We start from the raw sequence: 11,665 nt of genomic DNA on the forward strand, positions 1-11,665 counted from the left end.
GAATTTTTATTAAATGGCAGATGTTTTACATTGACGACAAAGAAGAATATTCTGTAACATAAAAGTAGGCTATTTAAGTACGAGGGTGGTGTTATATGAATAATTATCTAGAAATTAAAAAAGTTTTAAATAATAATGTCATCATTGCTAGCCATCCTGAACACGAGGAAGTAGTAGTGATTGGTAAAGGAATTGGATTTGGGAAAAAAGCGAAAGATGTATTGGAGCAAGAACAAATCGAAAAAATGTTTGTCTTAAAAAATGAACGTGATCGTGAACAATATAAATTATTAGTGCCGCATGTTAGTGAAAAATTAATTGAATTGATGAACGATATTATGCTGTACATTCAAGAAAAAGCAAAATCTCCACTAAATGAACATATTCATATTGCGTTAACAGATCATATTTCATTTGCAATTAAAAGGTTAAAACAAGGACTTACAATTGATAATCCTTTTTTAGTTGAAACAAAAATGCTCTATCCAGAGGAATATGAAATTGCTGAAGGTGTTGTAGAACTTTTAAATTCTCGTTTGCAAATTACATTGCCAGAAGGAGAAATTGGTTTTATTGCACTTCACATTTACAGTTCGCTTACAAATTCTGATTTATCTTCAGTTAATCAAAACTCCCGTCTCATTGCACAACTTGTATCTTTAATTGAGACAAACTTACAAATTACATTAGATCAAGAGAGCATTCATTATTTACGCCTTATTCGTCATCTTCAATATGCTATTGAGAGGGTGAAAAAAGGAGAAAAAGTAGAGGAATCGCAAAGTTTTGCTGATTTATTAAAGGCGGAGTATCCAGTTTGCTATAACGTGGCTTGGAAGCTAGTTAAGGTCATGCAAAAAGAGTTGCAACTACCTGTATATGAAGCTGAAAGTATTTATTTAACGATGCACTTGCAACGCTTAGTAAAGGCAGAGCATGTGTAAAAAGTCATATATTTTTGTCTAAAATGAAAACGTTAAAAAAAATGATTGAATCGCTTACAATAGTTATGTATAATAACTATTGCAAAGTTATACAAATTTCGACAAACAGATTAAGGAGAGTAACGAAAACGTTTGCCTTAATTATAGTGAACTTATACGTAAACCTATTTTTGACACGTGTTACTGATTCGATCAGGCATGAGTGGAGAAAAGTAAGGAATGTAAGCTAGAGAAAGGGATATACTACCCTTTGTATAGCTATCGTTCTATCTTTTTTTCCTCATGTCTTTTTGGCGTTTGTCGGAAGGTATCAATATAGATAAGAGAGGAAGGGTTTCCATGTTTAAGAAGATCTTTGGTGTTCTTCAAAAAGTCGGAAAAGCGTTAATGCTTCCAGTAGCGATTTTACCGGCGGCAGGTATTTTACTTGGATTTGGTAATGCATTTCAAAATCCACAGTTAACAAATGTTATTCCTGCTTTAAAAGCAGATTGGTTCGTAATGGTTGCAAAAATTATGGAACAATCTGGTGATATTATTTTCGCTAACCTTGCATTATTATTCGCAGTTGGGGTAGCAATTGGTTTAGCTGGTGGAGACGGAGTAGCTGGTTTAGCAGCATTCGTCGGCTACTTAATTATGAACAAAACGATGAGTGTGTTCTTAGAAGTAGATAAGCTAGTGAAAGTAACAAGTTCTGGAGCAGACCCAGTAAAAATTGGATTTGCAGATCCAGCGTATGCAAACGTATTAGGTATTCCGACGCTACAAACAGGGGTATTTGGTGGTATTATCGTCGGTATAGTAGCGGCATATTGCTATAATAAATACTTCAACATTGAATTACCATCATACTTAGGTTTCTTTGCAGGTAAGCGTTTCGTACCGATCGCAACTGCAACATTCTCTTTAATAGTAGGTATTATCATGTGCTTCGTTTGGCCATACATTCAAGGTGGCTTAAACACGTTCTCACATCAAATGATTGATGCGAATAGAACAATCGCAGCATTTATATTCGGTTTAATTGAACGTTCATTAATTCCATTTGGACTACACCACATTTTTTATTCACCGTTCTGGTTCGAATTCGGTCAGTATACAAATGCAGCTGGCGAATTAATCCGTGGTGACCAAAAAATCTTTATGGCACAGTTAAAAGACGGTGTAGAATTAACGGCAGGTACATTTACAACTGGTAAGTATCCGTTCATGATGTTCGGTCTTCCAGCAGCAGCTTTAGCAATGTATCATGAAGCACGTCCAGAAAATAAAAAATTAGCAGCAGGTATTTTAGGTTCTGCAGCATTAACATCTTTCTTAACAGGTATTACAGAGCCACTTGAATTTTCATTCTTATTCGTAGCGCCAGTATTATTCGGAATTCATGCTGTATTTGCTGGTCTATCATTTATGACAATGCAAATTTTAGGTGTTAAAATTGGTATGACATTCTCTGGTGGTTTAATTGACTTCCTATTATTCGGTGTATTACCAGGCCGTACAGCATGGTGGTGGGTAATTATTGTTGGTCTTGTACTAGCAGTTATTTACTACTTCGGATTCCGCTTTGCAATCCGTAAATGGAATCTAAAAACACCTGGTCGTGAAGAGGCAAATGCGAATGACGGTGCAGGAAAAGCAGAAGCAGGCGAACTTCCTCGTGAAGTATTAGTAGCACTTGGTGGTAAAGAAAACATTGCTTCTTTAGATGCTTGTATTACTCGTTTACGTGTTCAAGTTAACGAACAAAAGAATGTAAACAAAGACCGCTTAAAAGAACTTGGAGCAGCTGGTGTACTTGAAGTTGGAAATAACATTCAAGCTATTTTCGGACCGAAATCTGACACGTTAAAATCACAAATTCATGATATTATGTCAGGTCGTACACCTCATGTTGAAAAAGAAGAACCTGTAAAAGTGGAAGAAACTCCTCAAAAAGTTGATGAAAATGAAACAATTGTATCACCAATTGAAGGGAAAATATTACCAATTACAGAAGTACCTGACCAAGTATTCTCAGGAAAAATGATGGGAGATGGATTTGCAATTGAGCCAACTGAAGGAACAGTAGTTTCTCCAGTTAACGGTGAGATCGTTAATGTATTCCCTACAAAACATGCGATTGGTATTCAATCTGAAGGCGGAAAAGAAATTTTGATCCACTTCGGTATTGATACTGTAAAATTAAATGGTGAAGGTTTTGAAGCGCTTGTAGCACAAGGCGACAAGGTGAAACAAGGCCAACCATTATTAAAAGTAGATCTTGCATTTGTAAAAGAAAATGCACCATCTATCATTACACCAATTGTCTTTACAAACTTACAACAAGGGCAACAAGTCGAATTGAAAAAAGATGGAAATGTTAAGAAGGGCGAAACCGCTATTATTGACATTCAGTAGGAATTTGACGCAAAATGTTTATAATTATAATAGGCGATGTGGTTGACCGAACATCGCCTATTATATACAATAGATGATGTAGTACTCACGTCTATACAACTAAAAAAATACTGTAATTTAAAGGAGATAAATTATCATGGAAAAAATCTTTAAAGTAACTAGCGACTCAGGAATTCATGCTCGTCCAGCAACTCTACTTGTAAACACTGCAAGCAAATTCGGTTCTGACATTAACTTAGAGTATAACGGAAAGAACGTTAACTTAAAATCAATCATGGGCGTAATGTCTTTAGGTATTCAACAAAACGCAGAAATTAAAATCACTGCAAATGGTGATGATGCAGCTCAAGCACTAGCAGCTATCGAAGAAACTATGAAAAACGAAGGATTAGGAGAATAATGACTCTTAACATTCAAGGGATCGCTGCATCAAGTGGGATTGCTATTGCAAAGGCTTTCAGACTTGAAAATCCTGAATTTAACATCGAAAAGAAATCAATTACAAACGAAGCTGCAGAAATTGCACGCTTAGACGCTGCGCTTGAGAAAGCAAAAACTGAATTAGAAGCTATTAAAGACCACGCATTTGCTGAGCTAGGTGCTGACAAAGCTGCGATCTTTGAAGCACATTTATTAGTGTTAAATGATCCAGAACTAGTAAACCCAGTAAAAGATAAAGTGAATAGCGAAAAAGTAAATGCTGAATTTGCAATGGATGAAGTTGCATCAATGTTTATTTCTATGTTTGAAAACATGGATAACGAATATATGAAAGAACGTGCTGCAGACATTCGTGACGTAACAAAACGCGTTCTTGCACATTTACTAGGAATTAACTTCTCAAATCCTGGTACAATTTCTGAAGAGGTAATCATCATTGCTGAAGATTTAACACCATCTGATACAGCTCAGTTAAACCGTAAGTATGCAAAAGGTTTCACTACTGATATCGGTGGACGTACATCTCACTCTGCAATTATGGCTCGTTCTATGGAAATTCCAGCTGTTGTTGGTACAAAAGTTGTTATGGAGAAAATCCAAAACGGCGATATCGTTATCATTGACGGTTTAGATGGAGAAGTAATTGTAAACCCATCAGAAGAAACTCTTCGTTCGTTTGAAGAAAAGAAAGCGAAATTTGAAGAGCAAAAAACTGAATGGGCAAAATTAAAAGACCAAGCTACTGTAACAAGTGATGGACATCACGTTGAGCTTGTTGCAAATATCGGAACACCAAATGATGTACAAGGTATTATCGATAATGGTGGAGAAGGCGTTGGTTTATACCGTACAGAATTCTTATACATGGGCCGTGACAATCTTCCAACAGAAGAAGAGCAGTTCGAAGCGTATAAAGCAGTTCTTGAAGGTGTAAAAGAAGGTCAACCAGTCGTTGTTCGTACACTTGACATCGGTGGAGATAAAGAGCTTCCATACTTACATTTACCAAAAGAAATGAACCCATTCTTAGGATACCGTGCAATTCGCTTATGTCTTGATGAGCAAGATGTGTTCCGTACACAACTTCGTGCATTACTTCGTGCTAGCGTATACGGCAACTTAAAAATTATGTTCCCAATGATTGCAACTCTTGATGAGTTCCGTCAAGCGAAAGCGATTTTATTAGAAGAGAAAGCGAAACTTGTAGAAGCGGGTACAACTGTTTCTGATTCTATTGAAGTTGGTATGATGGTTGAAATCCCAGCTTCAGCAGTATTAGCAGATCAATTCGCGAAAGAAGTTGATTTCTTCTCTATCGGAACGAATGATTTAATCCAATACACAATGGCTGCAGACCGTATGAACGAACAAGTATCATACTTATACCAACCATATAACCCATCTATTTTACGTCTTGTAAAAATGGTTATCGATGCTGCTCATAAAGAAGGCAAATGGGCTGGCATGTGTGGTGAGATGGCGGGAGATTCACTTGCTATCCCATTATTATTAGGATTAGGTTTAGATGAGTTCAGTATGAGTGCAACATCTATTCTTCCTGCAAGAACACAACTAAGCAAGTTGTCAAAAGCAGAAATGGAAACATTAGCAGAAAAAGCATTATTGATGTCAACTGCTGAAGAAGTTGTTGAACTAGTTAAAAGCATATAATTAATAAAAAAACCTGAGTCGATTTGAAATCGGTCTCAGGTTTTTTCTATGAGAAAAGTAAATCTTGTTTTCTTACTATAGAGGATAAGACACAGAACTAGATAGCGATAGCAACGATATCAGTTGGGCATACACGTAAAATACCATTAAAAGTATTACGTTGACGGTTCTTATCATCTTTGTTGTCGTCTTTATTATCTTTATCATTATTGTTACGAGCTAAAGCGGAGAAAAGAGCAACACCGTTAGCGAAACCTTCAAAAATTACATCGTTGAAAGATCCGATACCTTTAATGCTTAAAAGAGAAAGCTCTGTTCCAACTGAAATGCTAGCAAGTACGTTACATACAGCTGGTTGTTGTGGTTTTACCTCTCTCTCTTTCTCGCGATGGTCACGATGGTCGCACTCTCTTTCACGATGATGACAGTCTCTAAAGTTATCACAGCATCCAAATGATCCAAACATAATCCTCATCACCCCCTTCACACTTATAATCTATGTAAGTTCGGTAGTTAGTGACTGGACAGAGAGTGGAATTTTTTCTAGGGGATTTTCTCATTTTAAATGACTAGCTGGGTGTTTAGTATGGAATGATGTTTAAAATAGGGGTAATATAACAAAAAAATGTAAAAACCACCAAAATAAACGAAATGGGTAGCCTTTACACTTTTTTACTTTTATATAAAACGACGATATATACAGGAAGAGCTAGGAGTAGTGGTACGATGGATCGTGCAGTATGTTTTTCTGATTCTAATTGAAATGCTTCTTCTTTTGGGAATTGTAAAATGGAGATGTTTGCGGCATCACCAATAAAATATAGAAGCAGTACAGTTACTATGTAACATAAAATTGCGATCAAGCTTCCGTATGAACTCAATGAAAATCCCTCTCTTGTTATCTATTTGTTATCATTGTATCACAATTGTAATAAAAACACACGGGTATATTTCAATACCTTAACAAAATTCGACACAAAACGTCACGTTTATTTATGATAAAGGAATAGAATATACTTTTCTATAAGTATAAATGTCGAATGATTTGTAGTAATATTACAAAAGTATGACAGGAAATAAAAAACGAAGGTAATGTAGTTACCTTCGTTTTTTATTATTTTGCCCACTCACTCACTTGCTCTACGCTCATACGTGGTGCAGGGTGACCTTTTAAAGTTGATTCACCAATTGTAATAAGCATAATTGGAACGTAACGAGATGAAACGTTAAATTCGTCTGTCAGTGCTTGTGGATTGAAGCCACCAATAGCACAAGTATCCCAACCAGTTGCTTTAGCTGCAAGCATAAGTTGCATTGCTGCTAAAGATGCATTTGAAAAGGCAGCATCTCTCGGGAATTGTTCACGAGCATATGCAGATTCAATATTTTTAGCTAAGCGTTCTTTTGCTTCTTCTTTCATAAATCCTTGTTCTACAATTGGACCATATACTGGCTCAACATTTTTATAAGCTTCTAAATCACCTAAAATAGCGACTACTGCAGAAGCATCAAGAATTTGTTGTTGGTTATAAGCTATTGGGTGTAATCGTTTTTGTACATCTTCACCTTGAAAAACAAGGAATTTCCAGTGTTGTAAGTTCCAAGCGGAAGGTGCTTGTGCTGCGGCTTTTAAAATCTCATGCAATTCTGTAGATGAGATTTCTTTATTTGGGTTGAATGCACGTGTAGATGTGCGTTCATATAAAACGTTAAAAAAGTTGTCGTTTGTCATTATATATCCTCCAAATTGTATGTAAAATTATCAAGAAAACGCAATGTATATTACTTACATTTTGTAAGTTGTCGAATTTAAGAATATAATATCTTTATTTTAATTGTCAAGTTTTAAGAAATAAGCTAGGGCATTCATACAAACGATATAATTCCTATAATCATACACTAAAAAAGGAATTTATAGAGTGAAAAGGGAAGATAACATTCTCAATTAGCTTGTTAATATGTATCTCTCGCAAATTAAAGTTTATTAGAGAACAGTCTTTTAAAAATGTTTGTGAGGAATTCAGTAGAACAAGATATATGAAGTGAGTGAAGACTAGTGATGAACATACTACATTTTTTATTAGAGAATACGGTTTTCCAAAATGTGTTACAAGATTTGCAGTTAAATGTCCTTTATATAGAAAATGGATGTAAGCATCAACAAACGATAGAAAATATCCATCCAAAATGTATGTTTATAGCAAATAATTTTGAAGAGGGCGAACTATTATTTCAAAGAACGAAACCGCACATTATTATTATGTATGTAACAGATTATTCTCAAATCAAATATATAAAGAATATGTATACCCCGCAAAGTACATTCATTGTCATTTGGGATCAACAAATAACAAAAGAATTTACAGATGTACTTGCATTAGGAATACGTAATATTGTAATAGCCCCTGTAACTCCACAAGCAGTATTAGAAGAAGTGAATAAGAGTTTGTATCAACTTTCTTTAGTAAGGCAAGTTAGTTTGCAACAGGAACTGCTTCAAACGATGTTTGATTTTCAAAATGATTTATTATTTATAGTAGAAGATGATGAAATTGTTGATTGTAATACAAATTTTTTAACTTTTTTCGGATATGAAAATTTGTTTGCCTATCGTGAGCAACATTTAGTATTTGCTGAACATTTTATTAGAGAAAATGGATACTACTCGACGACGCATGATATAACATGGCTAGACGATACTTTATCAAGTGGTAGAAGAATTAAGATGTCAAATTATGAAGGGGAATTATCTACTTTTCTATTACGTGCGACACCATTGCCAGAAGATTTATCAAGATTTATTGTAAAATGTACGGAAATTACAGAATTAGATGAAATCTATCAAGAACAAGAAAGACTTGCTATGGTAGATTCATTGACAGAGATTTATAATCGTTTAAAGTTTCAACAAATACTAGAGGTAGAGTGGGAAAAGGTAATACGTAGTGATGAGAAAATAGCAATCATTTTATTTGATATAGATAATTTTAAAACAGTTAATGACACATATGGTCATGATTTTGGTGATTTGGCATTAATACAACTTGCAGAGCTTATGAAATCTAAAGTGGAGCAGCAACACGTATTTGCAAGATGGGGAGGAGAAGAATTCATTATATTAGTGACAAATACAGTAGAAAAGGAAGCATTTCAAGTTGCGGAGTCATTACGATTCTTCATTGAAACAAAGCAATTCACTGGAATTTCGAAGCTAACAGCTAGCTTTGGAGTTGCGTTATATGAACAAGGAACTACAAGAGAAGAATTAATGCAACGAGCGGACATTGCTTTATATGAAGCGAAAAAAAATGGAAAGAATCAAGTATGTGTGTACAGAAAAGAAAAAATGTAATTTTTCGCAACAAATTGTTGCGATTTTTTTTTATTGTTTGATAATAGAATAGGGGGACAATTTTTAGCGAAGGAATTATGGAGGATCGACATGATAAAAAAAGTAATGATAATGGCTTCACTGTCTGCTATAGTTGGCGGCGGAGTATACTATTTTCTTGTTAGCCCCAATATAAAGGAAAACACAGTATTAACAACTAAGGTGAATCCTACTATTGAACCAGAAGTGCAAGGGAATATAGAAGGAAAAGAAGAGCAACAAATTGATTATGCTAGCATATCTCAAAAATTAGATCAATATTTAGTCGGAAAGCAATTTAATGGAACAGTTTTGGTAACAGATAAAGAGCATGTTATATTGAATAAAGGATATGGGTATGCTGATGTTCAAAATAAAATAGAAAATACGCCTCAAACAAAATATCGTATCGGTTCTATTACGAAAACAGTTGTTGCCACATCTATTTTACAGTTGCAAGAACAAGGTAAATTGAATATTCAAGATAATGTAAATAAATATATTCCTTCATTTCCGGAGAATAAAAATATTACACTATATCATTTGTTAACCCATACCTCTGGTTTACCTGAACACGCAAAAGGCAATGTTAATGCTGCTTCCCGTTTACAGTTAATTAATTGGATCGGACGTCAAAATTTAGAATTTCCTGCAGGAACAGGTTGGAGATATACAGATTATAATTATATGGTTCTTGCTTATATAATAGAACATATCTCGAAAAAACCTTTAGGAGATTACATAAAAGAAAACATATTTGTAAAAGCAGATATGCATGAATCCGGTATGGGAAATATGGTACCTGGCGATAAAAATTTTACAAAGGGTTATGTGAAAAAAAATCAAGAGCTTGTACCAGCGCAGAAGTTAGGCATGGATTGGCTATATGGTTGTGGTGAGATGTATACGACAGTTGGAGATATGAAGAAGTTAGACGAAGCAATTATAAATGGAAAACTTCTTTCTGAACAAAGTATACAAGCAATGTTTTCACCTTCAGCAGAACGGAAATATGCATTTAGTTTTTATATATATGCAGATTATTTTCATAATCATGGTGTATTATCTGGTTGGAACACTTTCAATAATTTTAATAAAGAAAAAGGAATTTTTGTTATGTTATTTTCAAATGTAAAAAATAGTATGGATGATGACTTTAATAAAGAGTTCCGAAAGATGGTAAATGATTTATTAGAACAAAGGGGATGAGAAAATGGAACATAAAACTTTATCAATAGGTTTCATTGGTATTGGCGTAATGGGAAAAAGTATGGTTTATCACTTAATGCAAGATGGTCATAAAGTATATGTATATAATAGAACGAAAGCAAAAACAGATTCTTTAGTGCAAGATGGTGCACAATGGTGTGATACGCCAAAAGAGTTAGTGAAGCAAGTTGATATTGTAATGACAATGGTTGGATATCCACATGATGTAGAAGAAGTGTATTTTGGTATAGAAGGAATTATAGAACATGCAAAAGAAGGTACGATAGCAATTGACTTTACGACATCTACACCTACTTTAGCAAAACGTATTAATGAAGTTGCAAAAAGCAAAAATATATATACGTTAGATGCACCTGTCTCAGGAGGAGATGTTGGTGCGAAAGAAGCAAAACTCGCAATTATGGTAGGTGGAGAGAAAGAAATATATGATAGATGCTTACCTTTACTTGAAAAGTTAGGAACAAACATTCAATTACAAGGACCAGCTGGGAGTGGACAACATACAAAAATGTGCAATCAAATTGCGATTGCTTCCAATATGATTGGAGTATGTGAGGCTGTTGCTTACGCGAAGAAGGCTGGATTGAATCCAGATAAAGTGTTAGAGAGTATTTCAACAGGGGCAGCAGGTAGTTGGTCATTAAGTAATTTAGCTCCTCGAATGTTAAAAGGAGACTTTGAGCCAGGATTTTATGTAAAGCATTTTATGAAAGATATGAAGATTGCTTTAGAGGAAGCAGAAAAATTACAATTACCAGTCCCAGGCTTAAGTTTGGCGAAAGAATTGTATGAAGAGTTAATTAAGGATGGCGAAGAAAATAGTGGAACACAAGTATTATATAAAAAATATATAAGGGGGTAAACGAGGTGGACCTTCAAAAGTTTGATGAGATGATTGATACTGTACAGCGAGCTACTTGTATGCAAATTAATGAAAAACAAAAAGAAGCTTTTAAACAAAAATATGATTTTGAACCAGACTTTGAATATGGAAGAGATGAGAAGGGGCATTATGTAATTCGAACCTCTAAAAAGATGTTAGAAGAAATGGAGTTTTATTTGGCATTGAAATATGATCGTGATGGAGTGGATCTTTATATGCAAGCTGAGATTGACGGTATATTTCATGTATCTGTTAGCTATGGTGAAGATGCCCTACATCTACAAGAATTGTTTCAATTTCTAGAAGAAAATAAATAAAAGTCCTCATTTGAGGACTTTTATTTATTTAGTCATCTTTAATTTTTATAATTATAAGTTAGAAGCGCGGCGGCATCGTTCAACCGGGAATGGGATAATTTGTGCGATGTGATTAGGACCCAATTGTTTTGTACGAGCATGGCGTATTATATAAAAAGCACACAGAATTGAAACAGGAATAGCGCCGAATAAACCAAACAATAAAGCGCTTACACAAGATGCGACAAATCCTAAAACACCAATTTCTAACTCTTCCATAATAGCTCCTAAAATAACTGGAAATGCTCCACATGTAACCCCAAGTATAAGTGCGATAAGTAAGCTCATGATTATCCCCCTCTGTTTGCGATATTATTTTCCTTCTTAATTAATTGTAGTATATCATATACAAAACAGAATTTTCAGA

At 34.6% G+C, this 11,665-nt stretch carries 12 protein-coding genes; 8 read left to right on the forward strand and 4 right to left on the reverse strand.

Features of this window, described 5'->3' with window-relative positions:
• The first annotated feature begins 95 nt into the window (after positions 1 to 95).
• The 4 genes from glcT to ptsP all read left to right on the forward strand — a co-directional run bounded on the left by glcT (position 96) and on the right by ptsP (position 5,459).
• Positions 96 to 944 carry a glucose PTS transporter transcription antiterminator GlcT gene (gene glcT / locus MR160_RS02320; RefSeq protein WP_001067323.1) on the forward strand — a complete coding sequence of 283 codons (849 nt, stop codon included), beginning with the start codon at positions 96 to 98 and terminating at the stop codon, positions 942 to 944.
• A 339-nt stretch (positions 945 to 1,283) separates the two neighbouring features.
• Complete coding sequence (ptsG, locus tag MR160_RS02325) at positions 1,284 to 3,347, forward strand: PTS glucose transporter subunit IIABC (RefSeq protein WP_000473176.1); 2,064 nt, start codon at positions 1,284 to 1,286, stop codon at positions 3,345 to 3,347.
• Positions 3,348 to 3,483: 136 nt separating this feature from the next.
• Positions 3,484 to 3,747 (forward strand): phosphocarrier protein HPr, encoded by a 264-nt coding sequence (gene ptsH, locus MR160_RS02330; RefSeq protein WP_000411080.1) that lies wholly within the window; start codon positions 3,484 to 3,486, stop codon positions 3,745 to 3,747.
• Positions 3,747 to 5,459, forward strand: a complete 1,713-nt coding sequence (ptsP, locus tag MR160_RS02335) for a phosphoenolpyruvate--protein phosphotransferase (protein ID WP_000174215.1) — start codon at positions 3,747 to 3,749, stop codon at positions 5,457 to 5,459. Before ptsH ends, ptsP begins: the two co-directional genes overlap by 1 nt.
• 97 nt (positions 5,460 to 5,556) lie before the next feature.
• Here the strand turns inward: ptsP and MR160_RS02340 are convergent, their stop codons facing one another.
• The 3 genes from MR160_RS02340 to MR160_RS02350 all read right to left on the reverse strand — a co-directional run bounded on the left by MR160_RS02340 (position 5,557) and on the right by MR160_RS02350 (position 7,191).
• Positions 5,557 to 5,925 (reverse strand): DUF3915 domain-containing protein, encoded by a 369-nt coding sequence (locus MR160_RS02340; protein ID WP_000468031.1) that lies wholly within the window; start codon positions 5,923 to 5,925, stop codon positions 5,557 to 5,559.
• Between the two features lie 196 nt (positions 5,926 to 6,121).
• On the reverse strand, positions 6,122 to 6,340 hold the full coding sequence (locus tag MR160_RS02345; protein ID WP_242297049.1) for a hypothetical protein: 219 nt from the start codon (positions 6,338 to 6,340) through the stop codon (positions 6,122 to 6,124).
• A 233-nt stretch (positions 6,341 to 6,573) separates the two neighbouring features.
• The gene (locus MR160_RS02350) at positions 6,574 to 7,191 is read right to left on the reverse strand and encodes a nitroreductase family protein (RefSeq protein ID WP_000180387.1); all 618 of its coding nucleotides are present in this window, start codon (positions 7,189 to 7,191) and stop codon (positions 6,574 to 6,576) included.
• A gap of 327 nt (positions 7,192 to 7,518) precedes the next feature.
• Here MR160_RS02350 and MR160_RS02355 point away from each other — a divergent pair, with 327 nt between their 5' ends.
• The 4 genes from MR160_RS02355 (at position 7,519) to MR160_RS02370 (ending at position 11,259) form a co-directional block, all read left to right on the forward strand.
• On the forward strand, positions 7,519 to 8,811 hold the full coding sequence (locus MR160_RS02355; RefSeq protein ID WP_001023181.1) for a GGDEF domain-containing protein: 1,293 nt from the start codon (positions 7,519 to 7,521) through the stop codon (positions 8,809 to 8,811).
• 90 nt (positions 8,812 to 8,901) lie between these two features.
• Complete coding sequence (locus MR160_RS02360) at positions 8,902 to 10,038, forward strand: serine hydrolase domain-containing protein (protein ID WP_000592893.1); 1,137 nt, start codon at positions 8,902 to 8,904, stop codon at positions 10,036 to 10,038.
• Between the two features lie 4 nt (positions 10,039 to 10,042).
• Positions 10,043 to 10,921 carry an NAD(P)-dependent oxidoreductase gene (locus tag MR160_RS02365; RefSeq protein WP_000400437.1) on the forward strand — a complete coding sequence of 293 codons (879 nt, stop codon included), beginning with the start codon at positions 10,043 to 10,045 and terminating at the stop codon, positions 10,919 to 10,921.
• A gap of 5 nt (positions 10,922 to 10,926) precedes the next feature.
• A complete protein-coding gene (locus MR160_RS02370) occupies positions 10,927 to 11,259 on the forward strand; it encodes a DUF3909 family protein (RefSeq protein ID WP_000365617.1) in 333 nt (110 codons plus the stop codon).
• A gap of 51 nt (positions 11,260 to 11,310) precedes the next feature.
• On the opposite strand, the gene MR160_RS02375 is transcribed toward MR160_RS02370, so the two are convergent.
• Entirely contained in the window at positions 11,311 to 11,586 is a 276-nt protein-coding gene (locus MR160_RS02375; protein ID WP_000054662.1) for a hypothetical protein, read from the reverse strand.
• Positions 11,587 to 11,665: the final 79 nt, after the last annotated feature.

The sequence above is a fragment of the Bacillus cereus group sp. BfR-BA-01382 genome, assembly GCF_022663475.1.
GTDB lineage: Bacteria > Bacillota > Bacilli > Bacillales > Bacillaceae_G > Bacillus_A > Bacillus_A thuringiensis_S.

Bases quoted from the DNA above. Each gene is read 5' to 3' on its own strand.
- ptsP (WP_000174215.1), top strand. From the start codon at position 3,747: ATGACTCTTAACATTCAAGGGATCGCTGCATCAAGTGGGATTGCTATT.
- MR160_RS02365 (WP_000400437.1), top strand. From the start codon at position 10,043: ATGGAACATAAAACTTTATCAATAGGTTTCATTGGTATTGGCGTAATG.
- MR160_RS02375 (WP_000054662.1), bottom strand. From the start codon at position 11,586: ATGAGCTTACTTATCGCACTTATACTTGGGGTTACATGTGGAGCATTT.
- MR160_RS02350 (WP_000180387.1), bottom strand. From the start codon at position 7,191: ATGACAAACGACAACTTTTTTAACGTTTTATATGAACGCACATCTACA.
- MR160_RS02340 (WP_000468031.1), bottom strand. From the start codon at position 5,925: ATGTTTGGATCATTTGGATGCTGTGATAACTTTAGAGACTGTCATCAT.
- MR160_RS02355 (WP_001023181.1), top strand. From the start codon at position 7,519: ATGAACATACTACATTTTTTATTAGAGAATACGGTTTTCCAAAATGTG.
- ptsG (WP_000473176.1), top strand. From the start codon at position 1,284: ATGTTTAAGAAGATCTTTGGTGTTCTTCAAAAAGTCGGAAAAGCGTTA.
- MR160_RS02360 (WP_000592893.1), top strand. From the start codon at position 8,902: ATGATAAAAAAAGTAATGATAATGGCTTCACTGTCTGCTATAGTTGGC.
- ptsH (WP_000411080.1), top strand. From the start codon at position 3,484: ATGGAAAAAATCTTTAAAGTAACTAGCGACTCAGGAATTCATGCTCGT.
- glcT (WP_001067323.1), top strand. From the start codon at position 96: ATGAATAATTATCTAGAAATTAAAAAAGTTTTAAATAATAATGTCATC.